Annotated in this window: 29 protein-coding genes and 1 tRNA gene; 16 read left to right on the forward strand and 14 right to left on the reverse strand. The window is 70.5% G+C overall.

Translation table 11 applies throughout. The features are described from left to right. On the reverse strand, nucleotides 1–165 hold a 165-nt coding region (locus tag ACY0I8_RS08290), incomplete at its 3' end, for a helix-turn-helix domain-containing protein (RefSeq protein WP_461394379.1). A 39-nt stretch (nucleotides 166–204) separates the two neighbouring features. After that, a complete protein-coding gene (locus tag ACY0I8_RS08295; RefSeq protein ID WP_461394365.1) occupies nucleotides 205–636 on the reverse strand; it encodes a VanZ family protein in 432 nt (143 codons plus the stop codon). 126 nt (nucleotides 637–762) lie between these two features. On the opposite strand from ACY0I8_RS08295, the gene ACY0I8_RS08300 reads away from it, so the two are divergent. From ACY0I8_RS08300 to queA, 4 genes are all read left to right on the forward strand, one after another. After that, on the forward strand, nucleotides 763–1,449 hold the full coding sequence (locus ACY0I8_RS08300) for a uracil-DNA glycosylase (RefSeq protein ID WP_461394366.1): 687 nt from the start codon (nucleotides 763–765) through the stop codon (nucleotides 1,447–1,449). A gap of 70 nt (nucleotides 1,450–1,519) precedes the next feature. After that, on the forward strand, nucleotides 1,520–2,533 hold the full coding sequence (gene hflK, locus ACY0I8_RS08305) for a protease modulator HflK (protein WP_459943100.1): 1,014 nt from the start codon (nucleotides 1,520–1,522) through the stop codon (nucleotides 2,531–2,533). Continuing rightward, complete coding sequence (gene hflC / locus ACY0I8_RS08310) at nucleotides 2,534–3,400, forward strand: protease modulator HflC (RefSeq protein ID WP_459943099.1); 867 nt, start codon at nucleotides 2,534–2,536, stop codon at nucleotides 3,398–3,400. Continuing rightward, the gene (gene queA, locus ACY0I8_RS08315) at nucleotides 3,397–4,446 is read left to right on the forward strand and encodes a tRNA preQ1(34) S-adenosylmethionine ribosyltransferase-isomerase QueA (protein ID WP_461394367.1); all 1,050 of its coding nucleotides are present in this window, start codon (nucleotides 3,397–3,399) and stop codon (nucleotides 4,444–4,446) included. The genes hflC and queA overlap by 4 nt, the downstream gene beginning before the upstream one ends. A 178-nt stretch (nucleotides 4,447–4,624) precedes the next feature. Here the strand turns inward: queA and ACY0I8_RS08320 are convergent, their stop codons facing one another. The 3 genes from ACY0I8_RS08320 to ACY0I8_RS08330 are packed head-to-tail and all read right to left on the reverse strand — an operon-like array spanning nucleotide 4,625 to nucleotide 5,972. Then, nucleotides 4,625–5,002 carry a type IV pilus modification PilV family protein gene (locus ACY0I8_RS08320; RefSeq protein WP_459943276.1) on the reverse strand — a complete coding sequence of 126 codons (378 nt, stop codon included), beginning with the start codon at nucleotides 5,000–5,002 and terminating at the stop codon, nucleotides 4,625–4,627. Further along, nucleotides 4,999–5,484 carry a GspH/FimT family pseudopilin gene (locus ACY0I8_RS08325; protein ID WP_461394368.1) on the reverse strand — a complete coding sequence of 162 codons (486 nt, stop codon included), beginning with the start codon at nucleotides 5,482–5,484 and terminating at the stop codon, nucleotides 4,999–5,001. Before ACY0I8_RS08325 ends, ACY0I8_RS08320 begins: the two co-directional genes overlap by 4 nt. Nucleotides 5,485–5,516: 32 nt before the next feature. Beyond that, nucleotides 5,517–5,972, reverse strand: coding sequence for a hypothetical protein (locus ACY0I8_RS08330; RefSeq protein ID WP_461394369.1), 456 nt, complete (start codon nucleotides 5,970–5,972; stop codon nucleotides 5,517–5,519). An 881-nt stretch (nucleotides 5,973–6,853) separates the two neighbouring features. On the opposite strand from ACY0I8_RS08330, the gene ACY0I8_RS08335 reads away from it, so the two are divergent. Both ACY0I8_RS08335 and ACY0I8_RS08340 read left to right on the forward strand, forming a co-directional pair. Then, a complete protein-coding gene (locus ACY0I8_RS08335; RefSeq protein WP_461394370.1) occupies nucleotides 6,854–8,032 on the forward strand; it encodes a CaiB/BaiF CoA transferase family protein in 1,179 nt (392 codons plus the stop codon). A gap of 114 nt (nucleotides 8,033–8,146) precedes the next feature. After that, entirely contained in the window at nucleotides 8,147–8,269 is a 123-nt protein-coding gene (locus ACY0I8_RS08340; protein ID WP_459942864.1) for a hypothetical protein, read from the forward strand. Here the strand turns inward: ACY0I8_RS08340 and ACY0I8_RS08345 are convergent. From ACY0I8_RS08345 to thiF, 4 genes are read right to left on the reverse strand one after another with little or no spacing between them, the layout of a single operon-like run. Then, the gene (locus tag ACY0I8_RS08345) at nucleotides 8,257–8,442 is read right to left on the reverse strand and encodes a ferredoxin (RefSeq protein ID WP_459942863.1); all 186 of its coding nucleotides are present in this window, start codon (nucleotides 8,440–8,442) and stop codon (nucleotides 8,257–8,259) included. The two genes, ACY0I8_RS08340 and ACY0I8_RS08345, sit on opposite strands and share 13 nt — an antisense overlap. Further along, entirely contained in the window at nucleotides 8,439–9,236 is a 798-nt protein-coding gene (locus ACY0I8_RS08350) for an SIR2 family NAD-dependent protein deacylase (RefSeq protein ID WP_459942862.1), read from the reverse strand. The genes ACY0I8_RS08345 and ACY0I8_RS08350 overlap by 4 nt, the downstream gene beginning before the upstream one ends. Then, nucleotides 9,233–10,828 (reverse strand): glycerol-3-phosphate dehydrogenase/oxidase, encoded by a 1,596-nt coding sequence (locus ACY0I8_RS08355; RefSeq protein WP_461394371.1) that lies wholly within the window; start codon nucleotides 10,826–10,828, stop codon nucleotides 9,233–9,235. The genes ACY0I8_RS08350 and ACY0I8_RS08355 overlap by 4 nt, the downstream gene beginning before the upstream one ends. Before the next feature lie 4 nt (nucleotides 10,829–10,832). Further along, nucleotides 10,833–11,639, reverse strand: a complete 807-nt coding sequence (gene thiF / locus ACY0I8_RS08360; protein ID WP_459942860.1) for a sulfur carrier protein ThiS adenylyltransferase — start codon at nucleotides 11,637–11,639, stop codon at nucleotides 10,833–10,835. 140 nt (nucleotides 11,640–11,779) lie between these two features. Between thiF and ACY0I8_RS08365 the strand changes: the two genes are divergently transcribed. Further along, nucleotides 11,780–12,895, forward strand: a complete 1,116-nt coding sequence (locus tag ACY0I8_RS08365) for a baeRF10 domain-containing protein (RefSeq protein WP_459942859.1) — start codon at nucleotides 11,780–11,782, stop codon at nucleotides 12,893–12,895. A 111-nt stretch (nucleotides 12,896–13,006) separates the two neighbouring features. Further along, nucleotides 13,007–13,216 (forward strand): dodecin family protein, encoded by a 210-nt coding sequence (locus tag ACY0I8_RS08370; RefSeq protein ID WP_459942858.1) that lies wholly within the window; start codon nucleotides 13,007–13,009, stop codon nucleotides 13,214–13,216. 19 nt (nucleotides 13,217–13,235) lie between these two features. Here ACY0I8_RS08370 and ACY0I8_RS08375 read toward each other — a convergent pair whose 3' ends face one another. Further along, nucleotides 13,236–14,120: a PHP domain-containing protein gene (locus ACY0I8_RS08375; RefSeq protein WP_459942857.1), complete on the reverse strand. Its 885-nt coding sequence runs from the start codon at nucleotides 14,118–14,120 to the stop codon at nucleotides 13,236–13,238. Between the two features lie 142 nt (nucleotides 14,121–14,262). On the opposite strand from ACY0I8_RS08375, the gene ACY0I8_RS08380 reads away from it, so the two are divergent. From ACY0I8_RS08380 to ACY0I8_RS08405, 6 genes are all read left to right on the forward strand, one after another. Next, a tRNA-Arg gene (locus ACY0I8_RS08380) sits at nucleotides 14,263–14,339 on the forward strand. 88 nt (nucleotides 14,340–14,427) lie between these two features. Further along, a complete protein-coding gene (locus ACY0I8_RS08385; protein WP_459942856.1) occupies nucleotides 14,428–14,703 on the forward strand; it encodes an HU family DNA-binding protein in 276 nt (91 codons plus the stop codon). Nucleotides 14,704–14,731: 28 nt separating this feature from the next. After that, the gene (locus ACY0I8_RS08390) at nucleotides 14,732–14,959 is read left to right on the forward strand and encodes a HypC/HybG/HupF family hydrogenase formation chaperone (RefSeq protein WP_459942855.1); all 228 of its coding nucleotides are present in this window, start codon (nucleotides 14,732–14,734) and stop codon (nucleotides 14,957–14,959) included. Nucleotides 14,960–14,984: 25 nt separating this feature from the next. Beyond that, nucleotides 14,985–16,046, forward strand: coding sequence for a HypD family hydrogenase formation protein (gene hypD / locus ACY0I8_RS08395; RefSeq protein WP_459942854.1), 1,062 nt, complete (start codon nucleotides 14,985–14,987; stop codon nucleotides 16,044–16,046). Next, on the forward strand, nucleotides 16,039–17,037 hold the full coding sequence (hypE, locus tag ACY0I8_RS08400; protein ID WP_461394372.1) for a hydrogenase expression/formation protein HypE: 999 nt from the start codon (nucleotides 16,039–16,041) through the stop codon (nucleotides 17,035–17,037). The genes hypD and hypE overlap by 8 nt, the downstream gene beginning before the upstream one ends. A 208-nt stretch (nucleotides 17,038–17,245) precedes the next feature. Continuing rightward, a complete protein-coding gene (locus tag ACY0I8_RS08405; protein WP_461394373.1) occupies nucleotides 17,246–18,673 on the forward strand; it encodes a sigma-54-dependent transcriptional regulator in 1,428 nt (475 codons plus the stop codon). Nucleotides 18,674–18,801: 128 nt separating this feature from the next. Here ACY0I8_RS08405 and ubiE read toward each other — a convergent pair whose 3' ends face one another. Genes ubiE through ACY0I8_RS08425 form a run of 4 tightly spaced genes read right to left on the reverse strand, consistent with a single transcriptional unit; the run spans nucleotide 18,802 to nucleotide 21,678 of the window. Further along, a complete protein-coding gene (gene ubiE, locus ACY0I8_RS08410; RefSeq protein WP_461394374.1) occupies nucleotides 18,802–19,536 on the reverse strand; it encodes a bifunctional demethylmenaquinone methyltransferase/2-methoxy-6-polyprenyl-1,4-benzoquinol methylase UbiE in 735 nt (244 codons plus the stop codon). Continuing rightward, on the reverse strand, nucleotides 19,533–19,733 hold the full coding sequence (gene thiS, locus ACY0I8_RS08415; RefSeq protein WP_459942850.1) for a sulfur carrier protein ThiS: 201 nt from the start codon (nucleotides 19,731–19,733) through the stop codon (nucleotides 19,533–19,535). The genes ubiE and thiS overlap by 4 nt, the downstream gene beginning before the upstream one ends. Continuing rightward, nucleotides 19,730–20,881: a 2-iminoacetate synthase ThiH gene (thiH, locus tag ACY0I8_RS08420; protein ID WP_461394375.1), complete on the reverse strand. Its 1,152-nt coding sequence runs from the start codon at nucleotides 20,879–20,881 to the stop codon at nucleotides 19,730–19,732. The genes thiS and thiH overlap by 4 nt, the downstream gene beginning before the upstream one ends. Next, a complete protein-coding gene (locus ACY0I8_RS08425; RefSeq protein ID WP_461394376.1) occupies nucleotides 20,878–21,678 on the reverse strand; it encodes a thiazole synthase in 801 nt (266 codons plus the stop codon). The genes thiH and ACY0I8_RS08425 overlap by 4 nt, the downstream gene beginning before the upstream one ends. Nucleotides 21,679–21,791: 113 nt before the next feature. Between ACY0I8_RS08425 and ACY0I8_RS08430 the strand changes: the two genes are divergently transcribed. After that, a complete protein-coding gene (locus ACY0I8_RS08430; RefSeq protein WP_461394377.1) occupies nucleotides 21,792–22,853 on the forward strand; it encodes a redoxin domain-containing protein in 1,062 nt (353 codons plus the stop codon). 10 nt (nucleotides 22,854–22,863) lie between these two features. Further along, nucleotides 22,864–23,202 (forward strand): cupin domain-containing protein, encoded by a 339-nt coding sequence (locus ACY0I8_RS08435; protein ID WP_461394378.1) that lies wholly within the window; start codon nucleotides 22,864–22,866, stop codon nucleotides 23,200–23,202. Nucleotides 23,203–23,630: the final 428 nt, after the last annotated feature.

A 23,630-nucleotide genomic window follows, 5' to 3' on the forward strand; every position in this document is an offset into this window, starting at 1 on the left:
GAAGCGCTCGATCCAGCGGTAGATCGTCCGCGGATTGATGTCCAGGGCCTTGGCAAGTTGCTCAGGGCTGACCCCTTCGCGCACCTGGCGCACCACCCGGATGCGCAAGGCTTCCTGAGCTTTTTTGTCGAGCGCTCGATTGTCTATTCTCCGCTTGCATTTCATGCACTCATACTAGCACATCCGGCAATACTTTTGAAGGTCTTAGTAGTACTCCCCGTTCCCGGGGCCGGCGGGAACGACGGCGTTCCGGACGGGAGCCCGCCGGAACGGGAAGAACCGCCGCACCCCTGCCCACACCAGCACCCCGACGGCCGAGCCCGCGGCGTCGGCCGCCCAGTCGAGCCAGCTCGGGTGCCGCCGGGGCACGAACCACTGGTGGAGTTCGTCCGTGGCCCCAAACCCGACGGCCGCCAGGAACCCCCACAGGAGCCCGCGCCTGCCCTCGTGCCCTAGCGCCCGCGCCCAGAGGTATCCCATGGGCACGTACTCCAGGGCGTGGAGGGGTTTGTCCCCGAGAAACCATAGGAGCCGCGGCAGGGGAGGCCTCGAGGAGTGGGACAGGGAGAACACCACCGCCATGTAGAGGACCGCCGGCCCAAACCGCCAGGCCGCTGACCGTATGGATCGCTTCATGCGATGTTTCCGTCCTCGGCGTCGTGCGCCCCGGGGGCGCAGGGAATCTGCTTGCAGGGTACGCAGGCCGGTCCCTAGAATGCAACGTTTCGTCCGCGCACCCCACCGGCCTTCATGGGAGTTGCCGTGCCGAAGGACAAGATGGCGCTGCCACCTGGAGCGCTCGAAACGCTGCGGTTCGCCGCGTACTCGGGGGCGTGGCTCGTGCCCGGGGAGCCCGCGCACGAAACGGAGGGGCCGCCCCGGGGCCCCCCGCCGGGCCGCACCCTGGCGGAGGTGCGGCGGGAGCTGGGGGACTGCCGGCGGTGCCGGCTCTGGTCCACCCGCACCCAGATCGTGTTCGGGACGGGGAATCCCGACGCAGAGCTCCTGTTCGTGGGGGAGGCCCCCGGGTTCCACGAGGATCTGAAGGGGGAACCCTTCGTGGGCCGGGCGGGCCAACTCCTCGACCGGATGATACGGGCGATCGGGCTTGAGCGCGACGGGGTGTACATCGCGAACGTGCTGAAATGCAGGCCCCCGGACAACCGCGATCCCCTCGAGGACGAGGTGGAAACCTGCCTGCCGTTCCTGTGGGGGCAGATCGAGGCCGTCCGCCCCAGGGTGATTTGCGCCCTCGGGGCCCACGCGGCGCGGGCGATCCTGGGGGAGTCGGGGTCGCTCTCCGCGCTGCGGGGAGGGGTGCGAAGCGCCGGCCCCTGGCCCGTGGTGGTGACCTACCACCCCGCGTTCCTTCTGCGCCAGCCCCGGTTCAAGCGCCAGGCCTGGGAGGACCTCAAGCGGGTGCGGGCCCTGCTCGCGCCGCCGGTTTGACGACCGAGGGCCGGCCGGGTAGGGTTTTCGGAAACCGAGCGGTCATCGGACTCCGGCGAGGAGGATTTGGATGGATTGGCAGGACGAGATGGGCGGGCCGAAAAGCCCGGGCGAGATCCTGGGGGAACTACGGGACCGGTACGGCCGGTGGTTCGGAGGCGGGTTAGCCGCCGGGATCGCGGCCTTGGTGCTCCTGGGATGGGCCGCCACCGGGTTCTACATCGTGAACCCGGACGAGGTGGGGGTGGTCAAGCGGTTTGGGCGGTACGCGTACATGGTGGGCCCGGGCCCCCACTGGCACCTGCCGTACCCGGTGGAAACCGTGCTCAAGCCCAAGGTGACCCAGGTGCGCCGGGTGGAGGTGGGGTTTCGCACGGTGACCGTGGGGCCCCCGGCGCGGTACCAGAAGGTGCCGGCCGAGGCGCTCATGCTCACGGGCGACGAGAACATCGTCTCCTGCGAGTTCATCGTCCAGTACCGGGTGCGCGACCCGGTGGAGTTCCTGTTCAACGTCCGGGACCCCGAGGGGGCGGTGCGGGACGCGGCCGAGGCCACCATGCGCGAGGTGGTGGGCCGCCATACGGTGGACGACGTGTTGACCGACGCGAAGGACAAGATCCAGCTCGAGGCCCAGGAGACCCTCCAGGCCATCCTGGACGCCTACAAGACCGGGGTGTCGATCGAGTACGTGAAGCTCCAGGACGTGTACCCGCCCGCCCAGGTGATCGACGCGTTCCGCGACGTGGCGAGCGCCCGGGAGGACCGGGAGCGCCTCAAGAACGAGGCCGAGGCCTACGCTAACGACGTGCTCCCCAAGGCGAGGGGTGAGGCCAAGAAGCTGGTCAACGAGGCCCAGGCCTACCGGGAGTCGCAGATCCAGCGGGCCCAGGGGGACGCGGCCCGGTTCCTGGCGCTCCTCAAGGAGTACCGCCGTGCTCGGGACGTGACCCGCAAGCGCCTGTACCTGGACGCCATGCGGGACATCCTCTCCAACGCCAAGGTCGTGCTGGCCGAGCCCCAGAAGGGCGGCGGCGTGGTGCCGCTCCTGCCGCTGGGCTCCTGGAACACCGGGGAGAAGAACTAGATGGGACGCATCCTTCGCATCCTCGGCATCCTGTTCGTCCTGGGGGTTCTCGCCTGGGGCACGGTGCTGTTCACCGTGGACCAGACCCAGGTGGCCCTGGTGCTGCGCCTGGGAAAGCCGGTGGGGGGGCCCCGGGAACCGGGGCTCCACGTGCGCATCCCCCTGGTGGAGAGCGTGGTCACCTATGACGCCCGGCAGCTGGAGTACGACGCCGAGGCCCGGGAGGTGATCACCCGGGACAAGAAGAACATCAAGGTGGACAACTACGCCCGGTGGCGCATCGTGGACCCCCTGAAGTTCTACCAGACCGTGCGGGACGAGCGGGGGGCCCAGGCGCGGCTCGACGACATCATCTACTCCCAGGTGCGAGAGCAGCTCGGGAAGTACACCCTGCTCGAGATCGTGGCGGAGCGCAGGTCGGAGATTATGGCCGAGGTCACCCGGCGAACCGAGGAGGCGGCCGCGGAGTTCGGGATCAAGGTCGTGGACGTGCGGATCAAGCGGGCCGACCTCCCCCCGGCCAACGAGAAGGCGGTGTACGCCCGGATGCAGGCCGAGCGGACCCGCCAGGCCCACCAGTACCGGGCCGAGGGCGAGGAGAAGGCCCGGGAGATCCGGTCCCAGGCCGACAAGGAGAAGGCGATCATCCTGGCCAAGGCGTACCGGGAGGCCCAGGAGATCCGGGGCGAAGGGGACGCCGAGGCCACCCGGATCTACGCCGAGGCCTTCGGCCAGGATCCCGAGTTCTACGATTTCATGCGAAGCCTCGAGATCTACCGGGAGGGCATCAAGGAGGGCGACGTGCTCCTCCTGTCGCCCACGAGCGAGCTGTTCCGCTACCTCGCGCCGGTGGGCTCCACGCCGTGAGGATCAAGGACTTCACGTACGAGCTCCCCCCCGATCGCATCGCCCAGACTCCTGCCGAACCCCGCGACGCCTCCCGGCTCCTCGTGCTTCGGGGGGCCGAGGGGTGGGAGGACGCGCGGTTCCTGGATCTTCCCCGGTACCTCGAACCGGGGGATCTCCTGGTCGTGAACGACACCCGGGTGTTGCCGGCGAGGCTCCTGGGCCGGAAGCCCACGGGGGGGAAGGCCGAGGTCCTCCTGCTGACCCGGCTCGGGGAGGGGCGGTGGGAGGCCCTGGTGCGGGCGGCGAAACCGGCCCGGGAGGGCACCTCCGTCGCCGTGGCTGACGGCCGGGTGGAGGTGGAGGAGGCCTTGGGGGAGGGGCGGTTTCGGGTGCGGATCTCCGCCCCGGGGCCGGTGGAGGCGTGGCTCGAACGGGTGGGCCAGATGCCGCTGCCGCCCTACATCCGGCGGGATGGGGCCGATCCCCGGGATCGGACCTGGTACCAGACGGTCTTTTCCCGCCCGGAGAAGGCGGGTTCGGCCGCCGCGCCCACGGCCGGGCTCCACTTCACCCCCCGGGTTCTGGAGGCACTGGAACGAAAGGGGGTGAGAATCGCGCGGATCACCCTGCACGTGGGCCTGGGCACGTTCCTGCCGGTGCGGGCCGAGCGACTCGACGACCACCGGATGCACGCGGAGTGGTTCGAGGTGCCGCCCGAGACCGCGGCGGCGGTCAACGCGGCGCGGGACAAGGGGGGGAGGGTTGTCGCCGTGGGCACCACGGCGACCCGGGTGCTGGAGCACGCGGGGCGCCACGGTCGCGTGGAACCGGGATCGGGCTGGACGGACCTTTTTATCCGGCCGGGGCACAGGTTCCGGGTGGTTTCGGGCCTGGTGACCAATTTCCACCTGCCCGAGTCGACCCTGCTCGTGTTGGTGTGCGCCTTCGGCGGCACCGAACGGGTGCTCGCCGCCTACCGCCACGCCGTGGAGGCCGGGTATCGGTTCTACTCCTACGGCGACGCCATGCTCCTCCTGCCCGGGGGATATTACTCCGGCGGCTAAATAGACGCGATCGGGGGCATGGGGCCTGCTGGAGCGCCGGGCGTGGCTCCTACAGTGGCCGGATGCCGCACTCACGCACGGCCGGAAGCAGGCCCCATGCGCACGCGATTTCCTTGCGCGCCTCTATTGGCGCCGGGTTTCCGCCCCCTGCCCCAGCCATTGGCTTGCCCGCCTCTTGTCAGTATCGTGCCCGGGCGAGCGGCAGGACGACCTCGCCGGTTCCCCGGCCCGGAAGATCCCAGGCCACCCGCACCACGATCCGCCGAAGATCCGAACCGTCCCCCGGCAAGGCCGGGGCGGAGGCGAAATCCCACTCCCGGGTGAGCCCGGCCCCCGGGGCGTCGGCCCCCGGGACCGCGGACCCCAGTTCCTCGAACGGGACGGCCCGGAGTTCCTCCGCCTTCTCCCGGGCGAGCGCCAGGGCCTCGGTGCGCACCCCCGCCGCGTCCACGGCCCTCAGGTTGGCCACGGCCAGGGGAAGGAGGGCCGCGACGCCCAGGGCAAAGAGGGCGATCGCCACGAGGATCTCGACCAGGGTGTACCCGCGAAGGGTCATTCCCACTCCCCCGTGGAAGGATTCCAGACGTAGGCGCGGACCCGACCCGTTGTGGAGAGCACCGTGACCTTGCGTTCGATCCCGTCGTGGCCCACGGCCCGGAGGTAGACGCTTCCCCCGTTGGCCGTGCCCCGGGGCCGGAACACGGCCGTGTCGTCCGCAAACGTCACCGGATCCGCCGCGATCCGCGACCCGATGACGACGTTCCGGTAGGTCTTTCCGAGGGAGACGCTCCGCTCCACCGGGTCGCCGGCCGTGGGGCCGGGCGCCCCGTCGGCCTCCCGAAGCACCTGGTAGGCGCTGGCCCCGGGGTCGAACCGCACGTACGCCGGAACACCCCGTTCCACCGCCAAGGCTCGGGCGGCACGCAGATCCGCCAGCACCTGCCGGGCGGCGGCGGAAACCCGCCGGGACGGGAGGGTCGAGAGGAAGTAGGGGATCGCCACCCCCCCGGCGAGCGCCAGGATCGCGAGCGCCAGCACCAGTTCGAGAAGGGTGACCCCCCCTTCGGGCCTTAGCCGTAGGCCGCTTTTTTCCGGAGGGCCTTTCGCCAGCCCTCCGCGTAGAACCGGCGTTCCCGGTCGAGGGCCCATTTCTTGAGGGCCTCGAAGTGGCCCTTCAGGTCGCCGGCGTACTGCTCCTCGATCTTTCGCCGCTCCCGGACCCGTTGGACGTTGTCCTCGGGGCTGAACCCGACCCAGGTCACGAAATCCCCGTCGAACACCTTCTCCGCGGTGACCTCGTCCGGGGTCATGTTCATCCGGGGGGCGTAGGCCCGGATCACTTCCTCGTCGAGCTCGAGGATCCAGCCGTTGTCCTCCACCATGGTGACCGGGTCGGGGTCCACCGTGGCGGAGCACTGGGGGCAGTACACGGCCTTCACCGAGGCCTCGTCGAGCACCATCTGGCCGAAAAAGAGTTCCGCGGTGCGCTGCCCGCAGACGCAGGGTTTCCGGTAGCTCTGGCACATGGTCGCTTCTCTCCTGATATTGGATGGGACGTGTTTGAACTATAACCAAAAAGCTCCACATTGGCAACCCGCCCCTTGGCCCGAGGGTTCGGAGCCGGTACCCTACCGCAACTTCTCTGGTTGTCCAGGAGCCGGTGGCCGGAAGACAAAGGGCAGGTGTTCTCTGTAACGTCGGTCCACGGTCGTCGGTCTGCGGTCTCCAGCCCCGTAGTCCAGACGGCGGCGGCCCGCCGTGTGGCCAGGGCGGAAGTCATCGTTCTCGCGAACAGGCCGCCTCTCGGCCTACCGGAGCTTCCGCCTGACACGGGCCCGTCGCCCGCGTCCTGGGGGGCAAGGGGCCTCCCGGAGAGCCGGGTGCGGCCCCCGCAAAAAGCCGCGCAGTACCTCCGTCGCTCGCACCACGAACCCGCCGCGTCTGGGCGGGTAGGCGATGGATCAACCGCCCAGAGATCGGGCTGCGCGGCGGTTCGGGTGCCGGCACTCGCGCCCGGCCGGAGGGAGGCCCCTCGCCCTGCGCGCCGGCGCCTACGCATGTCAATGTATGGCGAACAGGCTGCGCCCCGCGCGCCTTACGGGAGCTTCCAAGTAATTTCGGCTAGGCGGCTGGGCTGCTCGGCAGCTAGGCGGCTAGGCGGCTAGGAACATTCGGGATCCCGGCGTCATCGTGTCGGCCAACCCGTGGGAGCGGCTGCCGGTTCAGGGGCCAGAATTCAGAGGTCAGAGGTCAGAGCACCCCTGTCCTCTGTCGTCTGTCGTCTGCCACCTGGCACGGTCTCCGGTCCCGTGGTCCAGACGGCGGCGGTCCAACGTGCGGCCGAAAGCGGAGAGCTCCTGCGAGCAGGCCGACCCGCCTGGCGAAACGTCACGGGAAAGGAGGAGTCATGTCCGGAGCGTTGGAAGGCATTCGCGTGGTGGACCTCTCCCGGTTGTTTCCGGGACCGTTCGCCACCCAGCTCCTCGCGGATTTGGGGGCGGACGTGATCAAGGTGGAGGAGCCCGGCCGGGGCGATTACATGCGGGGGTTTGCCCCGGTGGTGCGGGGGGAGAGCCTCTTTTTCCTCCACCTGAACCGAAACAAGCGGAGCGTGGCGTTGAACCTGAAGCGCCCCGAAGGCCGCAAGGCGATGCTCGCCCTCGTGGACCGGGCCGATGTGCTGGTGGAGTCGTTCCGGCCCGGGGTCATGGAGCGGCTGGGGCTCGGGCCGGACGAACTTCTGGCCAGGAATCCCCGGCTCGTCTACTGCTCGGTGACCGGGTACGGCCGGGAGGGACCTTACGCCGACCGGGCGGGCCACGATCTCAACTACCTCGGGGTGGCGGGGGCCTTGGGGCTCCTTCGGGACGACCGGGGGCGGCCCGTGATGCCCCATTTCCAGATCGGCGACGTGGGGGGCGGGGGGCTCAACGCGTGCATCGGGATCCTGGTCGCCCTCCTCGCCCGGGAGCGCACCGGGCGGGGCCAGGTGGTGGACGCGGCCATGGTGGACGGGGTGGCCACCTGGCTCACCTACCGGTGGGCCCACCGGCAGGCCGGGACGCCGGAGAACGAACTCCACCTCACGGGCCGATACCCCTGCTACAACGTGTACGAGGCGGCAGACGGCAAGTACGTGGCCCTCGCCGCCCTGGAGCCCCAGTTCTGGGATCGGTTCTGCCGCCGCATCGGCCGGCCCGAGTGGATCGAGGCGCAGTTCGCCGAGGGGGAGACCCGGGACCGGATGATGGACGAGCTCCGGGCCCTCTTTCGCACCCGCACCCGGGACGAGTGGGTGGCGGAGTTGGCCGAGGCGGACTGCTGTGCCACCCCGGTTCTGGAGCTGGACGAACTGGAGGAGGATCCCCACTGGCGGGCGCGGGGCCTGGTGCGGCCGGTGGAGGTGCCGGGCTGGGGCGTCCTGCGGATGCTCGGGTTTCCGCTTGGGCTTTCGGCCACCCCGCCCTCGGTCCGCCGCCCGCCGCCGCGCCTCGGCGAACACACCCGGGAGGTGCTTCGGGAGGCCGGCCTCCCCGAGGGCGAGATCGAAGAGCTCCTCGCCTCCGGGGCGGCCCAGGGGGAGTAGGGGGAATCCGGCCCCCGATGTTCCCCCCCTTGACCCACGTCAAGGCGGGGGAAACCTCCGGGGGGCATCCTGCATCCAAGGCTCACGAACCCCCACCCGCAGCGGAGGTGGACCATGAACCTGGATGCGATGGCCCTGCTGGCCTTGGGCGTGCTCGCCGGGATCTACCTCGTGTACTGGGCCGAGGCCCGGCGGGCCCCCGCCCCCTGCCGGAACCGGGATTGTCACGACTCGTAGTGGATGGCCTCCACCGGGCAGGCCTCGGCCGCCTCCACGATCTGGTCGTCAAGGCTGAGGTCCGCGTCGGAGCGGACCGTGGCCACGTCGCCTTCGAGCTCGAACACCTCGGGGCAGATGTCCACGCAGGTTCCGCAGGCGATGCACTCGTCGTCGACCCAGACTTTCTTCATGGGGGATCTCCCTTCGTTGGGGGTGACGTGCCGTCTCTGGCCTCGCAGGATTTGACCCGCGTCCCGTCTGGCAAGGGGAGTCGCGAGAACAGTGCCCCGGCCGGGGATCGGATCGAGAGGTCCGCCGTCGGCGTGAGCGGGGTGGGCTCGGGGTTCACCTCCACCACGTAGGCCGAACGGGCCAGGCCCGGGAGGGATGCCACGGGGTGAACCACGGCCGAGGTGCCGATCACCAGCAGAAGGTCGGCGCGCTCTACCGCCTCGACCGCCCGGGTGAGGGCCTCGGCCGGAAGGGCCTCCCCGAACCACACGACCCCGGGGCGCAGGAGCCCCCCACAGGCCTCGCACCGGGGGGGCACCGGAAGGGGGACCTGGCGGTCTTCCCGCTCGGCTCCGCACGCCGTGCACCGCACCCGCCACAGGCTCCCGTGGACCTCCACCATGCGTCGGCTTCCCGCGAGCCCGTGAAGCCCGTCCACGTTCTGGGTCACGAGGAGGAACGCGGGGGCCTGGCGTTCGTAGGCGGCCAGCCACCGATGGGCCGGGTTCGGCCGGGCCCGGGCGATCCGTTCCCGCCTCCAGTTGTACCACTCCCATACCAGCTCGGGGTTCTGGGCGAAGGCCTCGGGGGTGGCGAGGTCCTCCGGCCTGTACCTCCGCCAAAGCCCGTCGGGCCCCCGAAACGTGGGCACTCCGCTTTCGGCCGAAACCCCGGCCCCCGTGAGCGCCACCGGTCTTCGGGCGGTTTGGACCCGCTGGGCGAGTTCCCTGAGTTCCAGGTCGGTCACCGTCACCGGAACGCCTCCCGCGCCGCTTCCATCTGGGCGCGGATCTGCGCCCGGAACCGGTCCAGCTCCTCCTGCCGTCGAGGCTCGTCCCAACCCAGCTCCCGGGCCATCACCTGGGCCACCGCTTCGGCCACCCCGAGACCCCGATCGGGGCGGAGGCCCGTGGAGAGCCGCCGCAGAAGGACGTCGTCCAGGTGCCGGGCGTGCTCGGCCCGCACGGCGTAAACCACCTGGGCCTTGTGGTCCTTCGCATCGGGGCCCAAACGCTCCCGGAGGTCTTCGCTGGAGAGCCCCAGTTCGAGCACCTCGCACGCCTTACGGCCGTAAAGGCCCACCAGGTGGTCCACGACGGCCCGTGGGATGCGCGGCAGGTTCTCCGTGCATTCCACCAGATTTTCGCGAAACACCACCTGATCCCGGAAGCCCCCCCCGGCAAGCGGGGTGCGGTCGGTCGTCCCGGGCCGGTTCACGCCCAGGCGCCTGCACACCGCGTCCACCCCATCCTCGGCCAGGCGCCGGAACAGGGTGAGGTTGCCCCCCGCCAGGGTGATGTGGCCTCCCATGCCCCCCTCCTCCACGGCCTCGTACTCGCAGGGGAGGTCCCCCGCCCGGGTTCCGTCCCGCCGGGGAACGGCCCATGCGCCGGTCTCGGCCAGCAGGAGCCGGGAAGGGTGGGGAAAGAGCCCGGGGATCCGGCGCCGGGCCTCGGTGAGCCAACCGGCCAGTTCCCCGGGGCGGGGCGCCAGGCCGTTCGAGGGGGCCGAGATCTCCGCGAGGTCCCATCCCACGAGCACGTGGTCGCCCCGGGGAATGCCGAAGCAGGGGGGATACCCCTCGTGCCACAGGGCTACGTCGAGATCCGCGTCCACCCACACCTGGGTCCCCCTGAGAAGCCGCACCCGGCCCGGCCAGTCCGGCGTGAGCCTTTGCCCCACCTCGTCGATCCAGGGGCCCGCGGCGTTGATCACGGTGCGGGCCCGAAACGTCCGTGCCGCCCCCGACTCCCGGTCCCGGGCCTCGATCTCGAACCCTTCGGCGACGCGCCGTAGCCTTGTCACCTCGTGGTAGTTGTGGCAGTCGGCCCCCTCCTCCTGGGCCGAGCGCACGTGCTCCAGCACGAGCCGGGAGGGGAAGAGGCACCGGAAATCGTAGAACAGCCCCGCGCCAAGGAGCCCCTCCTCCGAAAGGGCCGGCGCCCTTCGCACGGCCTCCCGCGCCGACAGAATCTGCCGGGGCGGTCCCCCCGAGCCGAGGCTCAGCCACTCGTAGAACCGGAACCCCCATCGGATCCGGCGGAGGCTCAGCCCGCCCCCCCGGTACACGGGGATCAGCACGGCCATGGGCCGGACGAGGTGGGGGGCCGAGCGGTGGAGGGTCTCCCATTCCCGCAGGCACTGGAGGGCCAGGTGGAATTTGCGGTCCCGGGCAAAGCGAAACCCGCTGTGGACGAGCCCGGCCGCGATCCCGGTGGTGCCGGAGGCCCAGTCTCCCCGTTCGAGCAAAAGTACCCGCAGGCCCCGAAGGGCCGCGTCGCGGGCCGCCGCCGCGCCCACGATGCCGCCCCCGACGACGGCCACGTCATAGGACGCTGGGGACACGGGGCTACCCCTCCTCTCCCAGCACGACCCGGAGCACCAGGTTGGCCTGCATGTGGGCCGCAACCCCGACCCGGGGGGCCATGAGGCCCACGCCGGGCCGGGCCTCGGTTTCCAGATCCCCCACCACGAAGAGCCGCTCCCCCACCCGATGGGTCCGGATCGCGTCCGCGGGCCCGTAGCCGGCCAGCCCCGAGGCCGCCACGATCCAGGTTCCGGGCAACCGGGTGAGCGCCGTTTCCACCAACATCGCCTTCTGGTCGGCCCGGTCGAAGGCCTCCACCAACACCCGGCAATCCCGGAAGATCTCCGGGATGTTCTCTGGCGTCAGACGGACCTGGTGGAGGTCCAGGCGCACGTAGGGGTTGATCCGCCGAAGGTTCTCGGCCAGGGCCTCGACCTTGGGCCTCCCGATCTGGTCCACGAAGTACTGCTGGCGGTTGAGGTTCGAGGGTTCGACCACGTCGAAATCGGCCAGGACGAGCCGGCCGAACCCGGTTCGGGCGAGCGCCACGGCCACCTGGCTGCCCAGGCCCCCGAGCCCCGCGACCCCCACGCACGCCCCCTTGACCCGGGCGTGCACCCCGGGGGTGTGCCGCGCCACCAGGAGGGCCTCGAGTTCCTCCTCACTGGGGACCTCACCCCGCCGGATGAGAACCACCTCGTCCCCGTCTTCGAGGACGACGTCGTCACCCGCCGGAAACCCGTTTCTGATCAACACGTCGGCATCGGGCTTGACGGCCTGCCGGAGGTCTCCGAGCCGGGTCCCCTGGGGTACCTCCCGGTACTGTTCGTTCACCTTTACGCGCACCATCCGCCTCCTCGTGGCCGGGCCCGAGGATTCTTGCACCCCCGGGGCCGGTTCGCAAGCCGCGTCTTGACACCTTCCTCGGGTCCGCTAGGCTCCCAGTCCCACAGGAACGGTTCCAACGGTATCCGACGCGGGAGGCGGCCATGGGCGCGGAGCGGAAGATTCGGGATCTCGCGAAGTTGGAACGCACGGACGGAGGGTTCGTCACGGTGTACCTGAACACCCGCTGGGGGAGCGAAAAGGAGCGGGAGAGGGTGCGCATCTTCGTGAAATCGAAGCTGAGGGAGTGCGCCCAGCAGATGCCGGAACCGATGCGTCAGATGACCGATGGGACTCGGGAGCGGATCGAAGAATACGTGCGGCAGGTGGTGGCGAGGGAGAGGGACGAGGAGTACGACGGCATCGCCCTGTTTGCCTGCGACGGCCGGGGGATTTTCGATGTCCTCCGCTGCCACATCCCGTTTCGCGACCAGGTGGCGTGCGGGGATCGGCCGTTTCTCCGCCAGGCGTCCCGGGTGCTGTGGGAAGGCGAGAGGGGGGTGCTGGTCCAGGTGGGGGCGGAGGCCGGAAGATTGGTGGAGTTCTACCTGGGCGGTATTTCCCGGACCTGGGAGTTTTCGGACGAGGAGTTCCCGGGCCGGCACGAACAGGGGGGGTGGAGCCAGGCGCGGTTCCAGCGCCACGTGGAGGAGCACCTCCAGCGCAACCTTCGCACGCTGGCCGAAAAGCTCGCCGAGTGGACCGATGAGCGCGATGTGGCCCGGATCGCGGTCGCCGGGCCCGAGGAGGTCGTGGCCGCGTTCGAGCGGGAGGTGCCGCGGCGTCTCCAGGGCCGACTGGTGGCGCGGTTGCGTGTCGATCCCCACGAGCCGCTGCCGGAGGTGCAGGCCAAGGCCCTGGCCGCCCTGGCCCGGGCCCGGGACGAGGCCGCGACCGCCCGTCTGAGAAAGGTGCTCGACCGGGAGGGGGACCGGGCCGTCGGCGTGGAAGCCGTCTCCGAAGCCGTTCGCGATGGGCGGGTCCACGAATTGTTCCTTTTGGACTCGTTCGAGCGTCCCGGATGGGTGTGCCCGGCCTGCGGGGAGATGGGGGAGAGGGTCCCCCTCGGGTGCCCCCGGTGCGGAGCCCCCGTGGACGCCGTGGAGTTGGGCGAGGAGTGGGTGCGGGGGGTGCTGGCCAGCGACGGCAACGTGGCGGTCTTCCGGGAGCATCCGCTCCTGGACGAGGCCGGCGGGGTGGTCGCGGCGCTCCGATATTAGATCCAGGATTTTCAAGGGGCGCGCGGGGCGCCCGCCCGGCCCCTTGGCCCATCCGCCGGGAACCGGCACGACCGGCGATTCCCCACCAACCCTCACCAAAGGAGGACGACCATGGCCGTGGCGCGCGTAACCGAACTGATTGCCGCATCTCCGGTGAGCTTCGACGACGCGATCCGCAAGGGGTTCGAGCGGGCGGCAAAGACCCTCCGCAACATCACGGGGTTCCACGTCACGGAGTGGCGGGCCAGCGTGAAGGACGAGGCCATCCAGGAGTACCGGGTTACGCTCCGGGTGACGTTTCTCCTGGAAGACACGCTCTAGCCCCGGGTCCGCGGAACGCCTATCGGGTCAGCGGTTCCAGGTAGGGGGCGAGTTCCGGCCGGCGGTCCCTGAGCCGGGCCGCCAGCTCCCGGGCGCAGGCGTCGGGAGTTTCGAGGTTCCCGAATCCGGTGCCGAGCTGGGGGCCGTCGGCGCTCGGTTCGTGGAAATCGCTTCCACCCGTGACGAGAAGCCCCCTGCGGGCCGCCATCGAACGGTACCGCTCCTGCTGCTCGCGGGTGTGACGGCTGTAGTACGCCTCCACCCCCTCGAGGCCCGCCCCGACCAGGTGGTCGAGGAGGGGGCCGAGCACGCCGGGGTGCTCCCCTTCGATGAGGCCCGGGTGGGCGAGCACCGCCACTCCTCCCGCCGACCGGATCATCCGGCAGGCCTCGTCGGGGGAAAGACGGTCCTTGTCCACGTAGGCCGGTTTGCCCCGGCCCAGGAACCGGTCGAACGCGTCCTGGAGGTCGCGGGCGATGCCCTTGCGAACGAGCACCCGGGCGACGTGGGGCCGGCCGACGAGGGCGCCGTTGGCCTCGGCCGCGACCTCCTCGAGGGAGATCGAGAACCCCAACTCGCGAAGTCGCGCCACCATTTTCGGCGCCCGCTCTTCGCGGCTTCGGGCGAGACGAGCGAACGCGCGCCGGACCTCGGGGAGGCGGGTGTCGATGCCGTACCCCAGGAGGTGAAAGGTCACCTGCCCCCAACGGGTGGAGATCTCCACGCCGGGCACCACCGCCACGCCCAGTTCGGCTCCGGCCTCCAGGAGTTCCCGGTTCCCGTCCACGCTGTCGTGGTCGGTGAGCCCGATGGCGGCGAGGCCTACGCGGCGCGCCTCCTCCACGAGGCGTCGGGGCGGCCACGTGCCGTCCGAGAAGGTGCTGTGGGTGTGCAGGTCCACCATCGGTCGCCTCCCGGGCAAGGGGAACGGGCGGATATACGCGCCGGGGACGGCCCCGTCAAGGGCTTCGGATCACTTTTTCTCTAACGTGTTCAACAGCTTGACTTTCGCCTTTGGCCCATCTAGCATCGGCCACCCAACCCGGGCCCCCGTAGCTCAGTCGGATAGAGCACAGGATTCCTAATCCTGGGGTCGCAGGTTCGAGCCCTGCCGGGGGCACCAAGGGACACCGTCGAAGTCCGAACCCCCTGCTTCCGGACCCCGCGCTGGCGGCCGGATGGGGGCTCTGTCGCTGGGAGGTATCCGAGCCATGAACAAGTCGGATCTCATCAAGGCGCTGTCGGAACGGGGTGGCATGCCGCTCAAGGAGGCGAGAGCGGCGGTGGACACGTTCTTCGAGGCCATGGAGAACGCAATCCTTAACGAGGACCGGATCGAGATCCGCGGGTTCGGCAGTTTCTGCGTGAAGAAATACGACGCCTACGTCGGGCGCAACCCCAAGACCGGCGAACGGATCGAGGTGCCCCCCAAGCGTCTGCCCTACTTCAAGGTTGGGAAGGAACTCAAGGAGCGGATCGACTCCTGATCCGGCCTGCCCCAAAGAGGTTGGTCCCATGTGTGTCGCGGTGCCGGGAGAGATCCTCGAGGTGCGGGAGGACGGGACGGCCGAGGTGGATTTCGGGGGCGTGCGCCGGACCGTGTCCACCGCGCTCCTCCCAGATCTCGAGGCGGGGGATTTCGTGATCGTCCACGCCGGGTTTGCGCTCCATCGGGTCGACCCCGGGGAGGCGCGGGAGACCCGGGAACTGTTTCGGCAGATTCTAGAAGATGACCTTTCCTGAAGCGGGCCCGAACGGGCCCGAACTTGTGTCTGCCCTCCTCGAAAAGATTCGGGCCTACCGGGGGCCGCCCGTAGCGGTCATGGAGGTGTGCGGCACCCACACCGTGGCCATCGCCCGGATGGGACTGCGGGAGCTCCTGCCGGAGGGTGTCCGCATGCTCTCCGGGCCGGGGTGCCCCGTGTGTGTGACCCCGGTGGAGACGTTCGACGAGGCGATCCACCTGGCCACCGAGGCGGGGGTCGTCCTTGCGACGTACGGGGACGGGATTCGGGTGCCCGGGAGCGACGCCACCCTGGCGGCGGCCAGGGCAGGGGGGGCCGACGTGCGGGTGGTGTACTCGGCGCTCGACGCCCTGGCCATCGCCCAACGGGAGCCTGGTCGGGAGGTGGTCCTATTGGGCCTCGGGTTCGAGACGACGGCGCCCGCCTCGGCCGTGGCCGTCCTCGAGGCCGCGGCCAAGGGCGTGCGCAACTTCTCCGTGCTCTCGGCCCACAAGGCGATCCTTCCCGCCATGACCGCGCTCCTGGAGGACCCCGAGGTCCGGATCGGGGCGTTTTTGTGCCCGGGCCACGCGAGCATGGTCCTCGGGGCTCAAGCTTACGAGCCCCTGGCCGAAAGGTATCGTGTGCCGTGCTGCGTGGCCGGGTTCGAACCGGCGGACGTGCTGGCCGGCCTGGCGGCGTTGCTCCGGCAGGGGGAGCGGGGCGAGGCCCGGGTGGAGAACGCGTACCCCCGGGCGGTCACGGCCCATGGCAATCCGGCCGCCCGGGCCGTTCTGGAGCGGGTGTTCGAGAGGGTCCCCGCCCGGTGGAGGGGGCTCGGGATGGTCGAGGGGAGCGGGTACGATCTGCGGCCGGAGTTTGCCGCCTGGGACGCCCGGAGGCGGTTTCTGGAAGGGCGGCGCTTCGAGGGGCGGGAACCCGAGGGATGCCGCTGCGCCGAGGTCCTCCGGGGGGTCCGGGAACCGGCCCAGTGCCCCCTGTTCGGCCGGGCCTGCACGCCCCGGCACCCGGTCGGGGCGTGCATGGTAAGTTCCGAGGGCGCCTGCGGGGCCCACTACCGGTACCGGAGGGCCGGGTATGCCTGAGGCGGTGGTGACCCGGGCCCACGGGGGGGGCGGCCGGGAGATGAAGGAACTCATTCGGGACGTGTTCCTGCGGGGGCTGGGGGACGTGGCGGGGGCCGGCCTCGACGATGCGGCCCGGGTCGAGGTGCCCGCCGGCCGGCTGGCGGTGACCACCGACTCCTACGTGGTCGACCCCTGGGAGTTCCCGGGGGGGAACCTGGGGGACCTGGCCGTCTGCGGCACGGTGAACGACCTGGCCATGGTGGGGGCTCGGCCGCTGTACCTCACGGCCGGCTTCGTGCTGCCGGAGGGGTTTCCGCTCCGGGACCTTGAGCGGATCGTGGCGCACATGGCCCGCCGGACCCGGGAGGCCGGGGTGCGGATCGTGGCCGGCGACACGAAGGTGGTTCCCGACGGAGGCCCGATCGTGAACACCGCAGGGGTAGGGGTGCTCCCGGAGGGCCGGGAGATCTCGGGGTCGGCCGCGAGGCCGGGCGACGCGGTGCTCCTCACGGGCGAGGTGGGTCGGCACGGCATCGCCGTGCTCTCCCGGAGGGAGGGCCTGGGGTTCGAAGCCGACGTGACGAGCGACGTGGCCCCCCTCAGCGGGCTCGTGGCCCGGATGCTTGACGCCGGTGTGGAGATCCATGCCCTCCGGGATCCCACCCGGGGCGGCGTGGCCGGGGCTCTAAACGAGATCGCCGTGCAGTCGGGCGTTGAGATCGTGCTCGAGGAGGACCGGGTGCCGGTGCCCCGCGCGGTCCGGGCGGCCTGCGACCTTCTGGGCTACGATCCCCTGGAGGTCGCGAACGAGGGGTGCGCCGTGGTCATCGTGCCGGCGGGGCACGCAGACCGGGCCCTCGAGGTGCTCCGGGCCCATCCCCTGGGCCGCCGGGCGGCCCGGGTGGGGGAGGTCCGGAGCGGGCCGACCCGGGTGGTGGCCCGGACGGAGTTGGGTGCGCTGCGGTTCGTGGACGAGCCGGCCGGCGAGTTGCTGCCCCGGATCTGCTGAGCCCCGGCGCGTGCGCTTGACGGAGGGGCCGGGCGGTGTAGGTTGATCCGGTGCTCGTTTGGGGTCGGTTCACCCGGGGCGAAAGGGGGGGACGCCGGGGTTTGCGCCGGGACTAGGGGGACCGGCGCGGAAGGCGGGCCCGATTCGGGAGGGATGGAGTTCCTTCGGGGGAGCCCCGGGACACCGCGGGGCGAGGGGAGTCGGACCGATGGACTCGCAGTATACGGTTCTGGTCGTGGATGACGATCCGGGCATCCTCGCGTATCTGGAGAGCCTGCTCTCCCTGGAGGGATACCGGGTGGTGACCGCCGAGAGCGGGGAGCAGGCCCTGGCGCGGCTCAAAAACGGGGTTTCGCCCGATGTGGTCGTGCTCGACGTCATGATGCCCGGCATGGACGGGCTCGCCACGCTGCGGCATCTGCGCGACCGGGACCCGGAACTCCCGGTGATCATGCTTTCCGGGGTCGGTCGCACGGCCACGGTGGTGGAGGCCATGCGCGCCGGCGCCTACGATTACATCGACAAGTCGTTCGAGGCCGAGGAGCTCAAGCTCGCCCTCGAAAAGGCCCTGGACCGCCGGCGCCTGGTCCGGGAGATCCGGGAGCTTCGAAGCCAGCTCGCCGAGCAGGAGCAGCTCGACCCCATCGTGGGGGTGAGCCCGACGCTCCAGGCGATGAAGGACCTCCTGGACTCGGTGGCCGACACCGACGTCACGGTGCTCATCGAGGGGGAGAGCGGGGTCGGAAAGGAGCTCGCCGCCCGGCGCCTCCACACCAAGTCCGCCCGCCGGCAGGGGCGGTGGGTCAAGGTGAACTGCGCGGCCCTTCCCCCCGACCTCCTGGAGAGCGAGCTGTTCGGGTATGAAAAGGGTGCGTTCACCGGGGCCCAGAGGCGCAAGCTCGGCAAGTTCGAGTACGCCGACGGGGGCACGATCTTCCTGGACGAGATCGGGGAGATGGGGCTCCCGCTCCAGGCGAAGCTGCTGCAGGTGCTCCAGGACCGGGAGTTCTGCCGGGTGGGGGGAAACGAGCCCGTGCGGGTGGACGTGCGGATCGTGTGCGCCACGAACCGCGACCTGCGCAAGGCCGTGGAGAACAAGGAGTTCCGGGAGGACCTCTACTACCGCCTGAACGTGGTGAACGTGCGGATCCCCCCGCTGCGGGAGCGGCGGGAGGATATCCCGCTCCTCACACGGTACTTCCTCCACAAGTACGTGGAGAAGTACGGCCGCGGCCCCGCCGAGGTGTCGGACGCCCTGATGGCCTATTTCCTGTCCTACGACTGGCCGGGCAACGTGCGGGAGCTCGAGAACCTCGTCAAACGGCTCGTCATCCTGAACGACGAGCGGTTCTTGTTCAGCGAGTTCCGGGCGAAGAACGTAACCCCCGCCTCGCCGGCCGCCGTTTCCGTGGCTCCGCCCGATCCCCTCGACCAGATCGAGATCGGGGAAAAGCCGGGGGAGGTGATCTCGCTCAAGGAGATCGCCCGCAGCGCCGCGCTGCAGGCGGAGCGGCGCATGATCGCGGCGGTGCTCCGCCAGACGAACTGGAACCGCCGCAAGGCGGCCCAGCTCCTGGACATCAGCTACAAGACCCTCCTCTACAAGATCCGGGAGTGCGGGCTGGAGCCGAACTGACGGCCGGGAGGCTTGGCGGCGGAGCGCCCCCTTGACGCGCGTGTCGGGGGGCGTTTGTTGTGTCCGGGGAAACCGATTCCGCGCTGTCGGCCGCGGGGCCCACGCCGGGGGCTGCCGATCCGGGCCGCCTACCGCGTTACCTCTCGCGTCGGCTTCGTGGCCTCGTAGAGGGTCACGATTCCGAAGGTGAGATCCCGGTAGGAGACGCGCCCGAACCCGGCCCGGGTCATCATGGCCGCGAACCGGAACCGGGGCGGGAACCCCTCGACGCTCCGGGGAAGGTAGCGGTAGGCCTCGAAGTTGCCGGAGATCACCCCTCCCACGAACGGAAGCATCCGGTGGAAGTAGACCCGGTACAGGGCGGCGAGGCCCGCGGAGCGCGGCAGGGAGAAATCGAGCACCAGCAGAACCCCTCCCGGCCGGAGCACCCTGTGGAGCTCCCCCAACGCCCGCTCCCGGCGGGCCACGTTCCGGATGCCGAACGCGATGGTGGCGGCGTCGAACGTGTCGGAGGCGTAGGGAAGGTCCTCGGCCGAGGCGTTCTGGAGGAGGATGGAGCCGTCCGCCCCCCGGCGCCGGAGTTTCGGCACGCCGGCCCGGAGCATGGGGAGCGCGAAGTCCGCGCCGTAGATCCGCGCCCCGGGCCGCTGCTTCCGGATCTCCAGGGCCACGTCCCCCGTGCCGCACGCGAGGTCCAGCACCCTCCGGGCGCCGCCGGGGATGCGGCGCACGAGCTCGCGTCGCCACCCCCGGTCGATGCCCAGGCTGAGGATCCGGTTCAGGAGATCGTAGGTGGGGGCGATGGTCGAGAACATGGCCCGCACGGCGCGGGCACGTTCCCGGGGGTCGGCGGCCGGGTTCATCCGCCCCCCACGAACCGCACGATCTCGAGCCGGTCCCCCTCCTTCAGCCGAACCTGTGCGAACTCGTCCCGCCGAACGACCTCGCCGTTTCGCTCGACCACCACGGAGCCGGGGAAAAGGCCGAGGCTCGTGAGAAGGGCGTCGAGCGAAGCTCCCTCGGCGACGTCCCGCGGTTGCCCGTTCACCACCACCGTCACGTCGTTGCTCCTCCCTGGAGCCGTCCGCTTTCCCCCGAGGTCCGGAACGCCGCGTCCCAGTCCTTCCACACGGGTTCGAGCCCCAGTTGCGTGAGTCGCGCCGCCACCTCCCGCGGGCTCCGGCGGTCCTCCACCTGGAACTGCACATCGGCCGCCCCGGGGCGGGTGTATCCTCCCGGCTCGGTCCGGGATCCCGCGCTCGTGTGGGTCACGCAGATCCGGGTGACCCCATCCCGAAATTCGGGCGACTCCCGGGTGGAGAGCACGAGGCCCACATCCGGCAGGAGGAGCCGAAGGGCGCACATCATCTGGACGAGCTCCCGGTCCGACACGGGGTGGGGGGGCTGGAATCCGCCGGGCGCGGGGCGGAGCCGGGGAAACGAGATGGTGACCTGGGCCTTCCAGTGGTGACGCTCGAGCCACAGGGCGTGGAGCGCAAGCCCCACCGCCTCGAGCCGCCAGGGTCCCAGCCCCAGGAGCGCCCCGAGCCCGACCCGGCGCATCCCGGCCCGGGCGGCCCGTTCCGGGGTCCCGAGCCGCCAGCCGTAGTCGGCCTTGCGGCCGGCCGGGTGCACCCGGCGGTAGAGATCCGGGTCGTAGGTTTCCTGGAACACCGTGACCCCGTCGTACCCCGCCTCCACGAGGCGGCCGTATCCGGTTTCGTCCAGGGGATAGATCTCGACGGAGAGGCTCGGAAACAGGGGCCCGATCCGCCGGCCCAGCTCCTCGAAGTACCCGACCGGGACGACCTTGGGGTTCTCCGACGAAACCACGAGGAGGTTCCGGAACCCCTGGGACCACAGCACCCGGGCCTCCGCCTCGGCCTCCTCCGGCGTCAAGGTGGTGCGCCGGATGGGGTTGTTGCGGTTGAACCCGCAGTACACGCAGGCGTTCAGGCAGTCGTTCGAGACGTAGAGTGGGGCGTAGAGCTGCACCACCCGGCCGAACCGCTCGGCCGTGAGCGCCTGGGCCCGGCGGGCCATGGGCTCCAGGTACCGGGAAGCGGACGGGGACAGGAGCGCCAGAAACCCCTCGAAGTCCACGGCCCGCCCTGCAAGGGCGGCCTCCACGTCGGCCTCCCGGGCCCGTTCGGCCTGGGCCACCAGCTCGGCCCAGGGCTGCTTCGACCAGTACGCCTCGAACGTCATGCGTCGTCCCGCAGGAACCCGGTCAGGGGGCTCGAGGCTCGGGCCTCCCTCGAAACGGGGGCTCGGCCGGCCAGAAACGCCTGGCGGCCCGCCTCCACCCCCTTGCGAAACGCCGCGGCCATGGCCACCGGGTCCCGGGCCACGGCCACCGCCGTGTTCACGAGCACGGCGTCGGCTCCCATCTCCATGGCCTCGGCCGCGTGGGACGGAACCCCCAGCCCCGCGTCCACCACCACGGGCACCGTGGCCTGCTCGATGATAATCGCCACGGAGTGCCGGGTCAGGAGCCCGCGCCCCGATCCGATGGGAGAGCCCAAAGGCATCACGGTGGCCGTGCCGATCTCTTCGAGACGCTTCGCCAGGATGGGATCGGCGCCGATGTAGGGCAGCACCGTGAACCCCTCCCGCACGAGGATCTCTGCGGCCCGCAGCGTCTCCACCGGGTCGGGCAGGAGATACCGGGGGTCCGGGGTGACCTCGAGCTTCACCCAGTCGGAGAGCCCGGCCGCCCGGGCGAGCCGGGCGAGCCGCACCGCCTCCTCGGCGGTGCGGGCGCCGGAGGTGTTGGGCAGCAGCAGATAGCGATCCCGGTCCACATGCGCCAGGATGTCCTCCTGGGGGCGGGTGAGATCGACCCGCCGAAGGGCCACGGTGACGATCTCGGCGCCCGACGCGGCCAGGGCTTCGGCCATGACCGCGGGGTCGGGAAACTTCCCGGTTCCCATGAGGAGCCGGGACCGAAAGGTGCGACCGGCGATGACCAACGGGTCATCGCCGGCGGAAAGCGGCTGGTTCATTTCATACCTGGAAACTGCCGATTTGTAGAAGATCTGCCTCGTCGGCTAGTATGGCAAACGCCCCCGGTCGATGCAACGGAAGGGGGGGGAGACCGAGAACGAGGAGCCAGGCGATGAAGCGTGTGGCAGCGTGGGCGGCCGTGATGGTCTTGTTGTTGGGATCCCCGGCGGCCGCGTTCAAACGGACCTCCTTGGGGGACCCGCTCAAGGACTTCACCCTACCCACCCCCTCCGGCGAGGCGTTCCGGCTCGCCGAGCACCTGGGGGAGAAGGCCACGGTCCTCGTCTTCTGGGCCATGTGGAGTCCCCGGAGCGCGGAGGCCCTGGGCGAGTTCCAGGAACTGTACCGGGAGCACCGGGAGCACGGTCTCCAGGTCGTAGGGGTGAACGTGGAGCACCAAGAGCGCGAGCCGGGGGAGGCCGAACGGATCGCGGCGTGGCTCGGCGAACGGGGGATTTCGTTCCCGGTGGTCGTCGATGAGAGCCTCGCGGTGTTCAACGACTACGGGGTCATCGCCGTGCCCTCGCTTGTGCTTTTGGACCCCGAGGGGGCCGTTCGGGCCCTCCTGGAAGGGTACTCCCGGATGACCCGGGATACGTTCAAGGAGGAGGTCCTCCGCGCCCTCGGCCTGGTGGAGGAGGTCCCCTCCGAGGCGGCGACGGAACCGAGGGGGCCCAAGCCCAAGGGGTTGGCCGAGCGGTACGCCCGGATGGGAGAGATTTTGCTGAAACGCCGCATGGCAGCCCGGGCCGAGGAGGCGTTCCGGAAGGCGTTGGAGGAGGATCCCGACTACGTCCGGGCCAAGGAGGGGCTGGCGCGGGCCGAGGCCCTGCTGGCCGAGGAGAGAGGGGAAGCGAAGCCGCCGGCTGCGGCACCGGGATCCGAGGCGAAACCCGCGGAGGAGCCACGGGTGCCGCCGGCCCCGGCGGTTCGGGACGGGACGGGACCCGTGTCGGGGGCCGAACCCAATCCCAAGGCGGTGCGCTACGTGCGGATGGGACGCATGCTCATGGACCGCGGCCTTTACGAAAATGCCCGCGGCGTGTTCCAGAAGGCCGCGGAGCTCGACCCGGGCTACGGGGAGGCGTTCGAGGGGTGGGCCCAGGCCCTGGAAAAACTCGGCCGGCCCGACGAGGCGCGCTCCGTGCGGGAGAAGGCCCCGAACCCAGAATAAGGAGGACGAGATGCGGATCGGTAACGTGGAGGACATCGAAGCGAAGCCCGTCGAGATGGAGGGCGCGAGGGGGGTGACGATCCGGGTCGTGATCGGGGAGGCCCAGGGCGCGCCGAACATCGTCATGCGCGTGTTCGACGTGGAGCCGGGAGGCCACACCCCCTACCACACCCACGGGTTCGAGCACGAGGTGTTCGTCGTGGCGGGCCACGGGAGCCTGGTGGAGGAGGGGCGAACCGACCCCCTGGGGCCGGGGGACGTGGTGTACGTGGCCCCTGGGGTGCTCCACCAGTTCCGCGCGGCCGAGGACGAGGGCCTGCGGTTCATCTGCGTGGTGCCGAAGTCCTGATTCTGGGCCGGGCTTGGTCTGCGGGTCCGCTGGGCCGCGGGGGTGCTAACACCTTCGAAAGGATTGCCGGCGGCGGGTGGGGGGCTGGTTCCGGCCGGGCGCGAGTGCGGCACCCGATCGCCGCGCCTTTCCATGCCGTTGTCGGCTCGGCAGGCCGGTGCGGCGGTGGCGGACGTTCCGGATCTTCCAAAGCGATCCGGGCGTGGTGATGGCGCGGCGAGGTGAGGGGCCGCACCCGGCTCTCCACCAGCCCCCCACCCGCGGGTTTCCGTAGCAACGACGGGGATCTGACAATACTTGCGTTGGGGCTATTACTCCGGCGGCTAAATAGCCACGGTCGGGGGCATGGGGCCTGCTGGAGCGCCGGGCGTGGCTCCTACAGTCGCTGCATCCGGCACTCAGCCAACGACTGGGACTCTTCCAGCCAA

The sequence above is a fragment of the Deferrisoma sp. genome (genome assembly GCF_054681715.1).